This is a genomic window from bacterium, from assembly GCA_023145965.1.
In the GTDB taxonomy this organism is placed as follows: Bacteria; UBP14; UBA6098; order UBA6098; family UBA6098; genus UBA6098.
In genome coordinates, this window is sequence record JAGLDC010000082.1 from 1 (window position 1) to 18028 (window position 18028).

The following is an 18028-nucleotide window of genomic DNA, read 5'->3' on the forward strand; positions in this document are numbered from 1 at the left end:
TGTTTTGTTGCTATTATATTACCAATTTTTGCCCGGAGGAGGTATGTTCCGGAGGGAATATTATTTTTCGGCTCCCAAGTGAATTTATATGGGATATTTTCCGAATCTTCTTCGTGGCCTGATTTTGAATTTATTTTTTGCGGACCATATTGGGTTAATTGGTCCATAAGTCTTCCGGATATATTGAAAATTTCTACTTTAGGGGCTTGATTAGACATATCTTCAGCACCGGTCACCTCGATACTCACTGAAGAATTAAATGGATTTGGAGAGGTTTTGAGCCCTATTATACTGGGTTTTTCGGTTGCAACTTCGTCTATTCCGGTATAGTCATACCCGAAGCGATTCACTCTCATAGCGTAAATATCGGAGTATGCTGATGGTGGAAGTGAATATGTATATCCAAATCCACAGCAACCCCCATCGGGAGTTAGAACACAATTTAAGAAGACTTCGCTTTGTGAACCGAAATTTGCTGTAACAGTCCACATTTCATTAAGATAAGCATCTGTTCGGACAAGCCATCCCCATCCTTGGCCGCTTCCGGCGAAATAAAAACCGTTATCGGCGTCATTAATAACCATATTGAAATTTGCAAGTCTAATGGAAGGATCGAATGGATCGAGTCCGATATATTTTGTCCAAAGAGTATCGCCATTTTCGTCGAGGCGGATACCGAGCGTCCATGCAGGCCATTTATTATAGCAAGTCATCAAGAATCCATCATCAACACATGATGTAATTCCTCTTGGATAGTGATCTGCGCACCCTAAGTCATATATTTTCTCCCACTCGATATTGCATAGCGAATCTACTTTTATAAGCACTATCCGCGATATTCTGTGAGTAACTGTAGAATCATATGGAGCATAATAATAACTCGTATCGCGCATATCTGTAGCACCAACAACTATACATCCCCCATCAGAAGTGACATCGCCCCAACGCACGTCTGTGTGACCCTGACGAGATGTATCGGCCCAATAAGTCTCCTCGACAACTTCACCAAGTGAGTCAATGCGCATAATCCATATATTTTCATAATCTTCAGAAGGCATATCCGGTCCGAAACTTGCACATGGGCCAGTCATGAAAAAATCTCCTGTGCCCGGGATGCCCTTAATCCACCATGCTCGGTCGAAACGGTTACCGCCATATCCGTGTGTCCAGAGGGTGTCGCCATTTTTATCCACACGAACAACAAGTATGTCGTCGTAATATGTTGTGTAACCATAGGGCACATCAACCCACTTAGGAGATTGCGTTTTGCCACACAGAATAGCGCCTGAGTCGGGAGTCCCATAGACACACCAAGCAGCATCATAATATCCCTCGCCAAGTTGACCGTAATGGAGAACCCACTCCTCGGTTCCCATACCATCGAGCTTAACCAGAAACATTTCATAGTCATACCAATTGTCGGCGAAACCACCTAATGCCCATGCATTCGATCGCCCTGTGAGAAAAAAGCCGCCATCAGCACACATTGAAATAGCTCGACCTTCATCTAGACCTCCACCGAGATTATTAGCATATTCCCATGCAAATGCTATTGAAGAAAGTATAATCAGTAATACTATATATTTGGGAACAAACCTAAATTTTAACATGTCGAACCCTTTCTTTGAGTTTAAATTCAATATATATAAATTTATGATTAATTATGTATAATTGCTACTCTTGTGTTTAAATTTATATTCATAATAAATTTATTTAGATATACCGAACTCCCCCATCAGCCATCAATATTATTGGATTAGCCGCCACTTAAATCTGCCTACGCGGAAATCTTTGCTTGAATTTCATACCGCCCCCGCGCTGTCACGATTTTTGCGGTTCCTTCGGATGCAAAAATCTCTTCCCATCCACACTCCCCTTCCCGTGCCAGCGCTAGGCACCACACCTGGGTGAAATCGAGGCCGGCGCGAGGGTCCCGGAAGTTGGGCTCCGGGGAGTCCGTGCGCACGAAAATTGCATTATAAAGAAAATTGGGCACTCGCACGGAGCGTGACGGCCGGAAAGGCGGGAAGTATATATATTTTCAGGATAGATTATATGTAAAACCCTACGATTTTTTGCCTTTTATTACCCTAGGTTTCAATTATAGAGATAAGTCCTAATCGCTTTTATCTCCCGAGATTGAAGGGCATTTATTAATAGTCAAAAAAAATGAGTAACAAAAAAGGCGGTAAACCGCCTTTAATCGATCTAAATTCTATTTAATTGAATTATGCTATAATCCTTGTGCCAGCGTCGTTTTCCAGAGCTTCTTTCACCTTATCGATACTTGTGATAATAACTTCCTTGCCACCATTTTCGATAAAATATATTGCGCTTTGGATCTTAGGCCCCATACTCCCTTTCGGGAATTCGCCACTAGCAAGTAGATTTTTGGCTGCACCGACGCTCATCACATCCCAGTCCTTCTGATAAAGCGTATTGAACTCGGTCGATACTTTCTCGACGCTGGTTAAAATAACCAAGACCTCAGCACCAATTTCAAGCGCTAAAAGCGCGCTAGCGCGATCCTTATCGATAACGGCATCTACACCGTGGAATTTGCCTGATTCATCTTTATATATTGGAATACCGCCTCCACCAACACAAACCACTATAACACCCGAGTCGAGCAAAGATGAGATAGTATCAACCTCGATTATCCGCTTAGGCCAGGGCGAAGCTACAACTCTTCGCCAACCTCTACCAGAGTCTTCCTTGACAATCCACCCCATGGATCTAGCTAGAGATTTAGCCTCATCTTCGCTATAAAACATACCTACATATTTAGTGGGTTCGCCGAATGCTTTATCCTCTCTATCAACTTCAACTTGAGTTACAATAACCGCCACATTTCTATCGACATCCAATTCATTGAAAAGGTTGTTAAGGGTGTTGACAATTACAAATCCTATCTCGCCTTGCGTAGAACCACCACACATAAAAAGCGGAAGAGAAATTACTTTTTCGCGGGATAACTCAACACGTAAAAGCGCATTTCCTACTTGAGGTCCGTTGCCATGAGTGATTGCAAGACGATAACCGGATTTTGCCAAATCGACTATCGGAATGAGACTTGTTCGAGCGCGGAAGAATTGTTCGGCAATTGTCTCCCCCGAGCCTTTCGATATAGCGTTCCCTCCGAGAGCAATTACAATGGGTTTTAATAAATCGATATCCATGGTTATTAATTCAACATATTGAGAAAAAAACCATGCCCCGTGTAACTGCCACGGGGCATATTATATTGTTCAACTCTAAAGGTCGAAAGTCTTATAAATTACGTCTTCCAAATTGGGTCTTCCAATAATCTGAAGGTCGTAATTAACACGAACACTCGGTTTGTCGATTTTGACTATTCTTCTGAGGTCGATTGGTGTTCCAATAATAACTACTTCGGCATCGGAAGCCGCAATAGTGGCCTCGAGATCCTTCACCTGTTTAGGGCTATAACCCATAGCCGGAAGAAGTTCGCCTACTTCCGGATATTTTTTGAAAGTCTCGGCGATAGTTCCAACGGCGAATGGTCTCGGATCGATAATTTCAGCAGCACCACAGCGCATAGCCGCCATAACACCAGCGCCATATTTCATTCCGCCGTGCGTAAGTGTGGGTCCATCTTCAACTACGAGAACGCGTTTACCCTCGATCATCTCGGGATCATCGACAGTAATCGGGCTTGCTGCCTCGACTGTCAACGCGTTAGGATTAACCTGCATAGCGTTTTCTCTTACTTCGAGAATCCCCTCTAAATCAGCTGTATCGACCTTGTTTAATATTATCATATCGGCAAGTCGGAAATTAATCTCACTTGGATAATAACCTAGCTCATCACCCGGACGATGCGGATCAGCAACCGTAATCCAAAGATCAGGCTTGTAGAACGGAATATCGTTATTCCCGCCATCCCATATAATGAAATCGGCTTCTTTTTCAGCGTGTTTTAATATTTCCCCGTAATCGACGCCTGCATATAAGATATTTCCACGGTTGATATGTGGTTCGTATTCTTCCATCTCTTCGATTGTGCATTCGTGCTTTTTAAGGTCTTCTATTGTCTCAAACCTTTGCCATATCTGTTTAGAAAGATCACCATAAGGCATTGGGTGACGAATGACGACCACTTTTTTACCTTTTTCGGTAAGAATCTCGGCAACACGCCTTGTTGTTTGTGATTTGCCACAACCGGTTCTAGTAGCACAGACAGCAATAATCGGAACCTTGGATTCGATCATAGTCGGAACAGGGCCCATAAGAACAAAGTTCTTGGCGCCACAGGACATAGCCCAAGATCCTGCACCTACAACATATTCGTAGGGCACATCGGAATAGGAAAATACCACATCGTCAACTTCATGCTTGTCGATGAGATCAGGGAGATCATCTTCCGGGAAAATTGGTATGCCTTCAGGATAAAGCTTACCAGCAAGAACAGGAGGATATAACCTTCCCTCGATATCTGGGATCTGTGTTGCTGTAAAAGCAACAACTTCATAATCCTCATTGTCGCGATAAAAGGTATTAAAATTATGGAAATCTCTCCCAGCAGCGCCCATAATTATAACTCTTCGTCTTGCCATCTTAACTCCTTAACTAAATGATTTATAATAAATTACACCAATCGCTCGAATTCCAGATAAACTCGAACGATCCAGTATAATAGGCACAAATGGAAAAAATACAAGTCGGTTCAATTTTAATAAATAGAACCGGAAATCCTGCTAAAAACTTATTTCTTTTTTGTGCCGTATTTCGAGCGACTACGCTTGCGGTCGCTGACGCCAGTGGCGTCCAAAGCTCCTCGAATCACATGGTAACGAACACCCGGGAGGTCCTTTACTTTACCACCACGAATCAGAACTATACTGTGTTCCTGAAGGTTGTGGCCTTCACCGGGAATATAAGCCGTAACTTCGATGCCGTTAGTAAGACGGACACGAGCTATTTTCCTGAGAGCAGAATTTGGCTTCTTAGGCGTCATTGTATAAACTCTGATACAAACGCCTCTTCTCTGAGGACAGTTTTTAAGGGCTGGCGACTTCGTTTTCTTTGAGGTTTGAGTTCGCCCTTTTCTGACCAGTTGGTTAATTGTGGGCACTTGTTTCTCCTTCGTTATTTTTCATTTTAAAATTCCTATTAAAATCCGAAGATATCTTCCGTTTGTGCTTCGATAAACAAATCGTGCATAGAATCTTCCTCCGACTTTTCCTCTCCGAGAAATATAGGCGATATTCGCAGATAATCGCGAAATCCTGTCCCCGCAGGGATAAGACGCCCAATAATAACATTTTCCTTTAGACCGCGAAGCTCGTCGCGTTTCCCGCTAACAGTGGCTTCCGTGAGAACTCGAGTTGTTTGCTGGAAACTAGCCGCGCTGACAAAACTATCGGTTGTTAGACTTGCGCGTGTGATTCCGAGAAGAAGCGGCTCAAAATTGGCCGGAATTCCACCTTGAGCAATTATCCTACGGTTTTCTTCACGGAATTCGACTCTATCCACTTGCTCGTCCTCTAAGAAACGAGTATCTCCGGGCGAATCTACTCGAACTTTCTTGAGCATCTGGCGAACAATAACCTCAATATGTTTATCGTTCGTTGAAACACCTTGAAGCCTATAGACTTCCTGTATCTCATTCAAAAGATACTCTTGAACCGCACGATCTCCAAGAACTCGTAAAATATCGTGTGGAATTACAGGACCATCGCAAAGTTTCTGACCAGCGTGAACTTTATCATTTTCCTGAACAAGAATATGACGGCCTCTCGGGATATTATATTCATAAACCTCTCTACCAACATGCGGCGCTGTTTCCAGAAAAGCCTTGCCATCTGGATTAAGACGAATATAACGAGAGTTCGTTATCTCAAAAAGCAATGAACCATCAGGCTCGATATGAGGTTCTGCCTCTGTTTTCTGATATTTACTGCGCTTTTTTCGCTCGATCTTGACTTCGCCGTCTTCGAGTGAAATCTTGAAACGCCTTCCAATTTTTATTGGTTCTTCCTCGGTAAGCTCTTCGAGGACTTCGCCACGGAGATGCTCCAGACTATCGACACCGATGATCTCTATCTTGGTTCCGGTCTTACGAGTATCTTCTTGGGTAAAACGAACGATACCATCGATCTCGGAAATAATGGCAGGTTCCTTTGGTTTACGCGCCTCAAAGAGTTCCGCAACTCTCGGAAGACCACCAGTAATATCTCTCGATTTTGTGAAAGACCTCATGAGTTTGGCTACGGACATACCTGCCTCGACATAATCGCCTTCCTCCACAAGAATATGAGCATCGGTAGGCATTGAATACGTAGCGAGAACTTTGCCTTTTTTATCTTTCACAAAAAGGCGGGGATGGTATGCTTTATCACGAAAATCGATAACTACAAGCTGCTTCGTCATAGTAGCATCATCGACCATCTGTTTGGCGGTTCTATCTTCGACAATATCGATAAATTCAATAGTCCCGCTAACATGAGTAAGGATCGGATTAATATAAGGCTCCCATTCATACAGCACTGTCCCAGCATCGATATGTGTTCCGTGTTCGACAAAGAGATTAGCACCATAAGGTACCTTAAAAACATGTTCTCTTTCGCTGTCATCGATGATATAGATCTCACCTGTGCGATTGAGAACTATACCCCTGGATTCTTCGGTGAGACCTTCGATATATCTAATATTTCTAAACTCGACACGGCCGGCAAAACGATTTGGCACTCTTGATTGTTCGGTGATACGACTTGCTGTACCTCCAATATGGAAGGTTCTTAGCGTAAGCTGGGTTCCCGGTTCACCAATAGACTCTCCGGCTATAATGCCAACAGCCTCCCCAACCTGAACGCTTTTATTCGTCGCGAGGTCTCGACCGTAGCATTTAGCACAAACACCGCGGTGGGACTCGCAAGTCAATACCGAGCGAATGTCGATACTCTCGACACCACGATCTTCGATTTCGAGGGCTTTCTCATCCGATATTTCCTCTCCAGTCTTCACGATAATCTCATCGGTGACTGGATCATAAACGTTTTCAACAGCCACACGACCTGCAATACGGTCGTGAAGCGGAATAACTATATCTTCACCCTCCTTAAGGGCTGTTCTCTCGACACCACGGATTGTTCCGCAGTTTTCTTCAGTGATAAAAACATCCTGAGCAACATCGACCATTCTACGCGTTAGATATCCAGCTTCAGCCGTTTTAAGGGCTGTATCGGCGAGACCCTTGCGCTGTCCATGTGTAGAAATGAAATATTCTAGAACGCTCAATCCTTCCTTGAAATTCGATAGAATCGGCGTCTCGATAATCTCTTGTCCGGTAAGTCTTTTTTGAGGTTTGGACATAAGACCACGCATTCCAGCAAGCTGCCGAACCTGATCCGTTGAACCTCTCGCCCTAGAGTCAACCATCATCGACAAAGCATTGAAACCATAATCTGTTTTCAGAAGAGTGCTGAAAAGCGCTTCGGTAACCTCTTCTTGCATTCTGTTCCATATGTCAATGACCTTGTTATACCTTTCGCCTTCGGTCATAAGACCTTTCATTCTTGCAGCATTGATCTTTTCAACCTCTTTTTGAGCCTTTTCGATTAGCTTGGGCTTTTCTTTAGGCACGACCAGATCGTCAATTCCTATAGAAATAGCGCCGTAAGTTGCATACTCGAAACCGAAAGTTTTAAGCTCATCTAGAAACTTTGCCGTTCCTCTTTTTCCTTTTATCTTGAAACAGATAGCTACAAGGTCGCGAAGTGTTTTCTTTTTCATAACTTCATTCGCGTAAGGAAGACCTACCGGTGCAGCGTTATTGAATAAGGCTCTGCCAACTGTTGTCCAGATCAGAGGGCCAGGAATCTCGATATGCGCAAGAACAGTATCGCCTGAAGTAGATGTAAGTCTAGCTCGTAGAATCCCTCTTTCCTCATCGAATTCGTCGTAACAGAGCGTTCCAGCGCGACCAGCAGTGATCTCGATCGGAGGTACTTTCGAAGGAACCTTCGGGTCTTGCGAAAGTTTCGGGATACTGGCGATTAAATCGCCTCCCTTAACCTGATCACCGTTTCTAAATCTAAGATGCTCTTCCTGCGGAGGTATCCTCAAACCAACTCGAGCATGAAGGCCAACCTTCTCGTGATCGTAGGCAGTTTTTACCTCGTCGCCGGAATAGAAGAACATCCCTTCTCCCTTTTCGCCAGGACGATATTTAGTAAGGTAATAACACCCAAGAACCATATCTTGCGATGGAGTAGCCACCGGTTCACCCTGCGAAGGTTGTAATATATTATTGGGCGCAAGCATAAGCATGTGGGCTTCCATCTGTGCCTCAAAAGAAAGCGGGACATGAACCGGCATCTGGTCGCCATCGAAGTCGGCGTTGAATGCTGCACAGACAAGCGGATGAATCTGGATTGCTTTTCCCTCGATAAGTTTTGGATAAAAGGCTTGAATTCCAAGCCTGTGTAGAGTCGGGGCACGATTTAAAAGCACGGGATGATCTTTAATGATTTCCTCGAGTAAATCCCATATTTCGGGCTTCTCTCTTTCAACAAACTTTTTAGCGCTTTTAACTGTCTGAGTGAAACCCTTTTCCTCTAACTTACGAAGAATAAACGGTTTAAATAATTCGAGGGCCATAGACTTAGGAAGACCACACTCATGAAGTTTAAGCTCTGGTCCCACAACAATAACACTTCTGCCGGAATAATCTACACGTTTTCCTAGTAGATTCTGGCGGAAACGCCCCTGCTTGCCTTTTAGGAGATCGGATAGAGACTTTAGCGCTCTACGGGACTTCCCGCGCACTGCACTACCGAGTCTTCCGTTGTCCATGAGCGCATCGACGGCTTCCTGTAACATACGCTTTTCATTGCGTAATATGACTTCCGGAGCCTGAATATCTAAAAGCTTTTTTAGCCTATTATTACGATTAATTAACCGGCGATAAAGATCGTTGAGGTCGCTAGTGGCAAATCTACCACCATCGAGGGGAACCAGTGGCCTTAAATCTGGTGGAATAATGGGAACAACCTTCATAACCATCCATTCGGAGCGATTACCTGAATGACGGAAACTCTCCGAAACCTCTAGGCGCTTAAGCAAAGTCTTTCGGCGTTGAGCGCTCGTCTCGGTCTTGATGTTTGCTCTAAGCTCTTTAACCAATTCGTTGATATCGAGCGTAGAAAGAAGCTCGTAGATCGCTTCAGCTCCCATACCCGCACGGAATTCAACACTATTGGACTTCAGCTCGTCGTATTCCTCTTCGGAGATTACCTGTCCTTTTGAAAGACCGGTTTTCTCAGAGTCTCCCGCATCGAGCACAACATAGGACTCAAAATAGATAATCTGTTCCAATGCCGTGATTGAGAGATTGAGCAAACGTCCCACTCTCGAGGGATGAGATCGAACATACCAAATATGCGTAACAGGGACAGCCAACTCGATATGGCCCATTCTTTCCCTGCGAACTCTAGCTCGAGTAATTTCGACGTTACACCTATCGCATACCACTCCTTTATACCTAATACCTTTATATTTGCCGCAAGAGCATTCCCAGTCCTTGACAGGACCGAATATTCTCTCGCAGAACAGACCACCCTTCTCGGGTTTAAATGTCCTATAATTGATAGTTTCCGGCTTAGTCACCTCGCCGAAGCTCCATGAACGGATCACCTCCGGGCCTGCGAGCATGAGCTTTATAGCTGAAAAATCCATTCCTGCTTTGTCCATTACATTGGTGATTTTAGACACCTTTATCTCCCGGTTGATTATTGATCTTCAGAAACATATAAACCAAACATTATACTAAATTAGTGTTCTTCATCTTCAAGGAGTTGAACATCGATTCCGAGGCCCCGCATCTCCTTAACAAGAACATTAAATGACTCTGGTATGCCAGCTTCTGGCGGATTTTCACCTTTAACTATTGCTTCATACATCTTAGCACGACCACGAACATCGTCCGATTTATAGGTCAGAATCTCCTGAAGCGTATGAGCCGCGCCATAGGCCTCGAGTGCCCAAACTTCCATCTCTCCAAAACGTTGGCCACCAAATTGTGCCTTTCCGCCAAGCGGCTGTTGCGTGACAAGAGAATATGGGCCAATACTTCTAGCATGAATCTTATCATCGGCAAGATGCGACAGCTTCATCATATAGATAATCCCAACGGTAACTGGGCTCTGGAAAGCATTACCAGTAAGTCCATCATAAAGAGTAACTTTGCCAGTTTCGGGTATCCCAGCCTTCTTCATAAGTTCTTTGATTTCACCGATGGTTCCGCCATTAAACACAGGTGTTTCAGCTCCCGGATATCCCAGCTTGGAGACCGCCCAACCGAGGTGTGTTTCGAGGATTTGCCCAATATTCATACGCGAAGGCACACCGAGTGGATTAAGTATAATATCGACAGGAGTACCATCTTTGAGATAAGGCATATCTTCTGTGGGAACAATTTTAGAAATAACACCCTTATTGCCGTGTCGTCCCGCCATCTTGTCACCAACGGAAATCTTCCTCTTCATCGCTACATGGACCTTGACCATTTGTAGGACTCCAGGAGGAAGCTCATCGCCGCGGACTATCTTATCTTTTTCTATCTTAAGCTCTTCGAGTTTATCCTCGATTAGCATCTTTGCATGGCGTAGTATCTTACGAATCTGCTTATTGGTTTTAGCTGTGGATGTCCAATCGCTTTTCGGATCTAGATCCTCGAAATTTATATTCTCGATCAATTTTGTGCTTATTTTTTTGCCGGTATCGATAAGCTGCTCGCCGGTAATCTGTGAGAATATATCTTTTGCTCTTTTTCCCATAAGGAAATTATTGAGTATCTCATCCCTACGAGTACGAATCTTACCGATCTCATCTTCATACTTCTCTGTGAGCTCGAGAATTATCTCTTTTTCCTTCTTGCGTGCGTTCTTTCCTGATTTCTTCCTCTCAAGAAGAACGGTGTCGATTACAACTCCCTTCATACCCGGGGGAGCTTTGAGCGAAGCATCCTTGACGTCTCCGGCTTTGTCGCCGAATATTGCGCGAAGGAGGCGTTCTTCAGGGGAAGCTTCAGTTTCTCCTTTCGGCGTAACACGCCCGACAAGAATGTCCCCGCTTTCAACTTCGGAACCAACAACAATAATTCCACGCTTGTCGAGGTTCATGATGGCTTCGTCGGAAACATTTGGAAGCTCGCGCGTGAGCTCTTCAGGACCACGCTTTGTTTCCCTCACTTGAAGCTCGAACTCCTCGACATGAACGCTAGTAAATATATCCTCTTTTACGCATTTTTCTGAGATGATAATAGCATCTTCGTAATTATATCCGTACCAAGGCATAAACGCGACCAAGAGATTCTTACCGAGTGCGAGTTTTCCACCCTTAGTAGCAGCTCCATCTGCAATTATGCCGCCTTCTTCGACTAAATCTCCCTTTTTAACAACAGGGCGCTGGTTGATAGAAGTATTTTGATTCGAGCGTCTGAATTTGGACATATCATATCTATCTACATCTTCTATAGAGATAAATTCCTCCGGAACCTCCGCAGGTTTGATATCCACAGTATTAGCATCAACATATGTCACCGTTCCACCACGCTTAGCAACTACAACAGCACCTGAATCCAAAGCTGCTCTGCGTTCAACTCCTGTTCCAACTACTGGACTCGTTGTTACCATCAGAGGAACGGACTGGCGTTGCATGTTAGAGCCCATGAGCGCACGGTTAGCATCATCGTGTTCGAGAAAAGGAATCAAAGCTGCCGACACGCTAACTAGCTGCGTAGGAGAAACATCAATAAAATCGATCTTATCCGAAGGAGCCATAATAATATCAGCGCGGTGCCGCGCAAACACCTTGTCATTGACTAACATACCCTTCTCGTCAACCTTAGCATTGGCTTGTGCTATAGTGTATCTATCCTCTTCATCGGAGGTAAGATACACGACATCGCTTGTTACTTTGCGGTTGATCACTTTTCGATAAGGTGTTTCGATAAAACCATATTTGTTAATCCTACCATAAACCGAAAGGCTTGTAATAAGACCAATATTCTGGCCTTCAGGAGTCTCAATGGGACACATTCTGCCATAATGCGTATAGTGCACATCGCGCACCTCGAAACCAGCTCGCTCTCTAGAAAGACCGCCTGGCCCAAGCGCAGAAAGTCTTCTTTTGTGTGTAAGTTCTGCCAACGGATTGATCTGATCCATAAACTGCGAAAGTTGGCTGGAACCGAAGAAACTATTAATAACAGCGCTGACAGTTCTTGCATTAATAAGATCGCTTGGAGTAAGAGTCTCGACATCGCGAAGACGCATTCTCTCGCGGACCGTCCTAGACATCCTCGCAAGACCTACACGAACCTGATTTTCAACTAATTCGCCGACACTTCTTGCTCTTCTAACGCCCAAATGGTCTATATCATCAAGGTTTCCCTTTCCGTGGCGTAGTACGATTAAATATCTCGAAATTTCAAGAAAATCTTCCCGGGAAAGTGCGTGATTCGAAATTGGAATGTTAATTCCAAGCCGTTGATCCATTTTGTATCTTCCGACCTCGCCAAGATCATAGCGTTTATCGTTGAAAAGGAACGTTTCGAGCATCGTCGAAAGACCTTCTTCTTCGAGAACATCGCCGGGGCGGATTATGCTAAATACCTCTCTGACTGCTTCTTCATAGGAAGTAGTGGTGTCAGCCTTCAATGAGGCCAGAATAACAGGAATTTCCCGTTGTTCTAATTTAAAAAATGGTACTTCATCTATCTGCGCTTCTACAAGCTCGTCGAATTTCTCTTCGGTAATTTGCTCGCAAGCTTGAAGATGCACGACGCCTGTCTCGAAATCGAATAGAGTATCAGCAGCATAATTGCCCACAACATGTCTTTTATTCTGAGGGTGAACTTTGTATGTTTTAACCTCATGAAAAAGCTCGATAATGGCTTTATCGGTATCGTATCCGAAAGCGCGAAGTAGAGTAGTTATGGGCGTCTTGCGTCTAGTGTCGAAATAAACCCAAATAGCCTCGCGAATATCGAATTTGAGCTCGATCCAACTTCCACGATAGGGGATAATACGTGCAGAAAAGAGCCTTTTGCCGTTTGGATGAACGACTTCATCAAAGAAAACACCCGGGCTTCTGTGTAGCTGGCTAACGACTACGCGTTCGGCACCATTAATAACAAAGGTGCCGTAATTGGTGATAAGAGGAATCTCGCCTAGATAAACCTCTCCCTCTCGAGCCTCTTTCATCCTTCGTGACTCGCCTTCACCTTCCCACTCAATGAGCTTAAGCCTAACTTTTAGGCTGCCAGAATATGTCATATTCCTTATGCGGCACTCATCGATATTAAATCTTGGTTTACCCACTTGATAATTGATATAATCGAGCGTGTATTTCCCATAGAGATCCTCTATTGGGAAATTGCTTCGAAATACCTCTTCTAAACCTTTCTTTTCCCTCTCTTCATTAGGAACATCCAGCTGAAGAAAATCACCGTATGAGCTAATCTGCACCGACAGTAGGTTAGGAATAGGCACTACGGGCTCGGTTTTAGTGAAATCCGTGCGGTCTTCGTAAACTTTCACGCTTCCCTCGCCTTTTTATTAGTATCAGCCGTAGTCTAAACGGCCAAATAACTTAATTATAATTCGATACGCCAAAACAAATTACGAACAAAAAACCATGCCTTCGTATAAATAGGCAAATCTGCCTCGATATTTTTAAACCGGGCAGAATTGTGGGGGCTGTCATCGAATGACAGCCCCGTTAATTTCGAGATGCTACTTGATCTCAACTGTCGCGCCAACAGCCTCTACAGCTTCTTTAATCTTCTTCGCTTCATCCTCTGGGATGTCCTCTTTAATCGCGGCGGGCAGTGTGCTCTCAACAAAGTCCTTGGCTTCTTTCAAACCGAGGTCTGTAACACCGCGGACTTCCTTGATAACCTTGATTTTTTGGTCACCGATAGAAGTGAGCATCGGGGTAAATTGAGTTTTCTCTTCAGCTACTTCAGCTGCTGCAGCGCCGACCGGAATAGCTGCCATGGCCATTGGAGCAGCGGCAGAAACACCGAACTTCTCTTCAAGTGCTTTCACCAGATCCGCAAGTTCCATAACCGTAAGCTTCTCTATTCCATCAAGAATGGCCTGCGCGTTGTCGCTCAGTTGAATTTCAGGGGCGTTTTCTTCAGGACACATTCGTCTCTCCTTAGTTTATTTTTTTGATTATTCTTCTTGTTTTTTCTCGCTAATTGCAGAAAGCGCAACTACGAGTCCACGCATCAAACCGGAAAGGCCAATAGCCAAACCAGTCATGGGCGAGGCCATCGCTCCAATAAAATTAGCTCTAAGCTGGTCGAGACATGGCATAGCAGCTATTTCATCGAAACGGTTAAGACTAAACATTTTATCATCGATTATCACTGCCTTAATTTGTGGCATTGAAATATCGTTGATAAACATCTTCAATACTCTCGCAGAAGGCACCGGATCGTCTTTTGCAAGAACCATACTCGTAGGACCTTCAAAAACATCATCTATCCGGGACAAACCACTTTCAGCACGGGCAATTTGAATGAGGCGATTCTTTGCCACGCGCATAGTAGAACCCGACTCACTGAGTTTTCTGCGAAGATCACTGACTTGCGCGACGTTAAGGCCGGTATGATCAGTGATATAGTGTATGTTATATTCGCTCAACAAAATCTTGAGCTTTTTAACTGCTTCTATTTTCGCCGGATTGGGCACTTCGACTCCTTTCGGCGTTACTTTTTAATTATATTGGACAAATCGATTTTGATACCAGGACCCATCGTCGAAGACAGCGCCATCGATTTGAAATACACACCCTTAACCGAAACCGGTCTTGCTTTTTCAAGAACATCGATCAATACCGTACAGTTCTCCACAAGCGCGTCGGTTTCAAATGAAACCTTGCCGACCATAGTGTGAATTATACCGGCCTTATCTACACGATATTCAATCTTACCAGCTCTGGCTTCTTTGACAGCTCTTGCAACATCTGGGGCAACTGTGCCGGACTTCGGATTCGGCATAAGACCCCTTGGACCAAGCGTGCGGCCAAGTTTACCGACCTTACCCATTAAAGAGGGATGAGAAATAGCAACATCGAAATCTAGCCAGCCTTCTTTAATCTTCTCGACGAGATCATCGCTTCCAACAACGTCTGCACCGGCTGCTTTGGCAGCTTCGGCATCTTCGCCCTCAGCAAAAACCGCGATTTTCACCTTTTTGCCAGTTCCCCTGGGAAGAACAACCGAGCCTCTGATCATTTGATCGGCATGTCTCGGATCAACCCCAAGATTAATGGCTACTTCAACAGATTCATCGAATTTTGTGTATTTACATTCTTTGAGTAAAATAACAGCTTCTTCAAGACCGTAACGCTTCATTCTATCGACCTTGGTCGAGGCTTCTTTGTATAGTTTACCATGCTTCATCTATCAGCCCTCCACCGTTATGCCCATGCTTCTAGCGGTGCCTGCAACGATTTTCATTGCAGCTTCGATATCATTAGCATTTAGATCGGGCATTTTAATTTCGGCGATTTCTTTAAGCTGTGCTCTGGAAATTGTCGCTACCTTAATCTTGTCTGGCGTTCCGGAGCCTTTTGAAATCTTAGAGGCTTTTTTCAGTAAACTGCTTGCTGGCGATGTCTTTGTGATAAAAGAAAAAGATTTGTCAGCAAACACCGTGATAACAACAGGAACTATAGAGTCACCCATTTTAGACGTTTGAGCATTGAAGGCCTTACAGAAATCCATAATTCTGATCCCTGCTTGACCAAGAGCAGGCCCCACCGGCGGTGCTGGCGTTGCCTTCCCGGCCGGTATTTGAAGCTTTACCGTACCTTTAATTTCTTTTTTTGCCATAATTTTCCTTTCGTCCTCCCACGGTAGAGGCGAGTCGTGGTGATTTCGGACAAATGTTAATGAAAGAGCGCAATCTCCGTTAAAACGGATTCAAAAAATATTGTAAAAAATTCCCTACTAAAATAACCCAGCGCTCATTCGACTATAAAATCTATCGCTATAAAACAGCTATTCCTCATCCTCTTTGACCTGAAGAAAATCGACTTCGACTGGTGTGAGTCTTCCAAAAATACTGACCATCACCTTGATCTTACCGCGCTCGGGATTGATTTCAGAAACTCCTCCGGTGAAATCACGGAAAGGTCCATCAATAACCTTAACCAAATCACCAACATTGAAAGGTATCTCAATCTTATGTTCAGTAGCTTCTATGCCTTCTGAACGAGCACGAATTCTATCTATTTCCACTTCGGTAACTGGAACAGGTTTTCCGCCAGATAATAGAAAATTCGTAACGCCTGGCGTTCCGTTAACCAGCGCTTGCGATTCCTTAGTCACTTCCATATTCACTAAAATATAGCTGGGGAAGAACTTCCGTTGAACCGTTCTCCTCTTGCCCTGCCGCATCTCAATAACATCCTCGGTGGGTATCAGAATCTCGACAATCTGATCCTGAAGCCCTTTTTCCCGCGCGGCTGCTTCGAGATACCTTTTAGCCTTTTGTTCGTGACCGGATAACGTATGAACAACATACCACTTAAGCATTTATCAACCCATTATTAATTGAATGAGAAAGAAGAACAACCTGTCTATAACTCCTACAAAAACTAGAAGCAATAAACTTGACACTATCACCGCGATAGTAAGACCGATAAGCTCGTCCTTGCTTGGCCATCGAACTTTCTTAAACTCCTGATACGATTCCATTATAAAAATCTTCAGTTTTTCGAACATCTTCAAATCCCGCATTAAACGGTTAATTTCCTTATGCGGGGATCGTAATCCGATCCCCGCTCGAACTAATCAGGCCCGGAGGGACTTGAACCCCCAGCCTGCGGTTTTGGAGACCGCCGCTCTGCCAGTTGAGCTACAGGCCTATACTACCCTGGTTAAAACCGGGAACTATTCTATCTACTCTCTTTATGCAGAGTATGTTTACCGCATTTGGGGCAGAACTTTTTATATTCTACTCTTTCGGGGTGAATTCGCTTGTTCTTCGAGTATGTATAGTTCTTAGCTTTACACTCGGTACAAGCAAGTATGATTACATCTCTTGCCATAAAAGCTACTCTATTATGGTGTGCACGACACCTGCGCCGATAGTCTTTCCGCCTTCGCGAATAGCAAAACGGAGACCCTCATCCATGGCAATCGGACATATAAGTTCACAGTCCATCGTAACATTATCACCAGGCATAACCATCTCGGTGCCCTCGGGGAGTTTGATCTCACCGGTAACATCGGTAGTTCTGAAATAGAACTGCGGACGATATCCTGTAAAGAACGGCTTGTTACGACCACCCTCATGTGTCTTAAGAACATAAACCTCAGCCTTAAACTTGGTGTGAGGCGTTATAGCACCTGGAGCGGCAAGAACCATTCCGCGTTCGAGAGAATTTTTGTCGACACCACGGAGAAGCACACCAACATTGTCGCCAGCTTCCGCAAAATCGAGGATCTTACGGAACATTTCAAGGCTCGTTGCTACACTCTTACGCGTAGGTTTGATACCGACAATTTCAACCTCTTTGCCAGGAAGAATCTTACCACGCTCGACACGACCGGTGCCGACGGTTCCGCGACCGGTAATCGAGAAAACATCCTCGATCGGCATGAGGAACGGAAGATCTACATCGCGTATAGGCTCTGGAATGTAGTTATCTACAGCTTCCATGAGATCGATGATCGGCTTGAAGATCGGGTCGTCGATGGGCTTATCTGTGTTGAGTCCAGCCTTCATAGCTTCTAGAGCGCTTCCGCGAATGATAGGAATATCATCTCCGGGGAACTTGTTCTTAGAAAGAAGGTCCCTTACCTCAAGCTCTACAAGATCCAGCAACTCGGGATCGTCAACCATATCGCATTTGTTCATAAAAACTACGAGTGCTGGCACATTAACCTGTCGCGCAAGTAGCACGTGCTCCGCAGTCTGCGGCATGGGACCATCTGCGGCACTAACCACGAGAATAGCACCATCCATCTGCGCTGCACCTGTGA

Annotated in this window: 14 protein-coding genes and 1 tRNA gene; all 15 read right to left on the bottom strand. The window is 44.5% G+C overall.

Going from position 1 to position 18028, the window contains the following annotated elements; genetic code table 11:
* Positions 1-1610, bottom strand: a 1610-nt coding sequence (locus KAH81_08100) for a T9SS type A sorting domain-containing protein (protein MCK5833616.1), incomplete at its 3' end; no start/stop codon positions are given.
* Between the two features lie 618 nt (positions 1611-2228).
* Positions 2229-3179 carry a carbamate kinase gene (locus tag KAH81_08105; GenBank protein MCK5833617.1) on the bottom strand — a complete coding sequence of 317 codons (951 nt, stop codon included), beginning with the start codon at positions 3177-3179 and terminating at the stop codon, positions 2229-2231.
* A gap of 75 nt (positions 3180-3254) precedes the next feature.
* Positions 3255-4577 (bottom strand): GTPase, encoded by a 1323-nt coding sequence (locus tag KAH81_08110; protein MCK5833618.1) that lies wholly within the window; start codon positions 4575-4577, stop codon positions 3255-3257.
* Between the two features lie 149 nt (positions 4578-4726).
* Positions 4727-5095, bottom strand: coding sequence for a 30S ribosomal protein S12 (gene rpsL, locus KAH81_08115; protein MCK5833619.1), 369 nt, complete (start codon positions 5093-5095; stop codon positions 4727-4729).
* 38 nt (positions 5096-5133) lie between these two features.
* Positions 5134-9735, bottom strand: a complete 4602-nt coding sequence (locus KAH81_08120; protein MCK5833620.1) for a DNA-directed RNA polymerase subunit beta' — start codon at positions 9733-9735, stop codon at positions 5134-5136.
* Between the two features lie 59 nt (positions 9736-9794).
* A complete protein-coding gene (rpoB, locus tag KAH81_08125; GenBank protein MCK5833621.1) occupies positions 9795-13565 on the bottom strand; it encodes a DNA-directed RNA polymerase subunit beta in 3771 nt (1256 codons plus the stop codon).
* A gap of 195 nt (positions 13566-13760) precedes the next feature.
* Positions 13761-14177: a 50S ribosomal protein L7/L12 gene (gene rplL, locus KAH81_08130; protein MCK5833622.1), complete on the bottom strand. Its 417-nt coding sequence runs from the start codon at positions 14175-14177 to the stop codon at positions 13761-13763.
* 27 nt (positions 14178-14204) lie between these two features.
* The gene (locus tag KAH81_08135) at positions 14205-14726 is read right to left on the bottom strand and encodes a 50S ribosomal protein L10 (protein ID MCK5833623.1); all 522 of its coding nucleotides are present in this window, start codon (positions 14724-14726) and stop codon (positions 14205-14207) included.
* A 17-nt stretch (positions 14727-14743) separates the two neighbouring features.
* Positions 14744-15439: a 50S ribosomal protein L1 gene (locus KAH81_08140; GenBank protein ID MCK5833624.1), complete on the bottom strand. Its 696-nt coding sequence runs from the start codon at positions 15437-15439 to the stop codon at positions 14744-14746.
* Positions 15440-15442: 3 nt separating this feature from the next.
* Positions 15443-15871 (bottom strand): 50S ribosomal protein L11, encoded by a 429-nt coding sequence (gene rplK, locus KAH81_08145; protein MCK5833625.1) that lies wholly within the window; start codon positions 15869-15871, stop codon positions 15443-15445.
* Positions 15872-16039: 168 nt separating this feature from the next.
* The gene (nusG, locus tag KAH81_08150; GenBank protein ID MCK5833626.1) at positions 16040-16576 is read right to left on the bottom strand and encodes a transcription termination/antitermination factor NusG; all 537 of its coding nucleotides are present in this window, start codon (positions 16574-16576) and stop codon (positions 16040-16042) included.
* A 3-nt stretch (positions 16577-16579) separates the two neighbouring features.
* Positions 16580-16738: a preprotein translocase subunit SecE gene (gene secE / locus KAH81_08155; protein MCK5833627.1), complete on the bottom strand. Its 159-nt coding sequence runs from the start codon at positions 16736-16738 to the stop codon at positions 16580-16582.
* A 97-nt stretch (positions 16739-16835) separates the two neighbouring features.
* A tRNA-Trp gene (locus KAH81_08160) sits at positions 16836-16908 on the bottom strand.
* Between the two features lie 30 nt (positions 16909-16938).
* Positions 16939-17091 carry a 50S ribosomal protein L33 gene (rpmG, locus tag KAH81_08165; protein MCK5833628.1) on the bottom strand — a complete coding sequence of 51 codons (153 nt, stop codon included), beginning with the start codon at positions 17089-17091 and terminating at the stop codon, positions 16939-16941.
* Positions 17092-17096: 5 nt separating this feature from the next.
* Positions 17097-18028, bottom strand: a 932-nt coding sequence (locus KAH81_08170; GenBank protein MCK5833629.1) for an elongation factor Tu, incomplete at its 5' end; no start/stop codon positions are given.

Coding starts and splice junctions, on each gene's coding strand:
- KAH81_08105 (MCK5833617.1), bottom strand. CDS start 3,179: ATGGATATCGATTTATTAAAACCCATTGTAATTGCTCTCGGAGGGAAC.
- KAH81_08140 (MCK5833624.1), bottom strand. CDS start 15,439: ATGAAGCATGGTAAACTATACAAAGAAGCCTCGACCAAGGTCGATAGA.
- rpmG (MCK5833628.1), bottom strand. CDS start 17,091: ATGGCAAGAGATGTAATCATACTTGCTTGTACCGAGTGTAAAGCTAAG.
- KAH81_08110 (MCK5833618.1), bottom strand. CDS start 4,577: ATGGCAAGACGAAGAGTTATAATTATGGGCGCTGCTGGGAGAGATTTC.
- nusG (MCK5833626.1), bottom strand. CDS start 16,576: ATGCTTAAGTGGTATGTTGTTCATACGTTATCCGGTCACGAACAAAAG.
- rplL (MCK5833622.1), bottom strand. CDS start 14,177: ATGTGTCCTGAAGAAAACGCCCCTGAAATTCAACTGAGCGACAACGCG.
- rplK (MCK5833625.1), bottom strand. CDS start 15,871: ATGGCAAAAAAAGAAATTAAAGGTACGGTAAAGCTTCAAATACCGGCC.
- secE (MCK5833627.1), bottom strand. CDS start 16,738: ATGGAATCGTATCAGGAGTTTAAGAAAGTTCGATGGCCAAGCAAGGAC.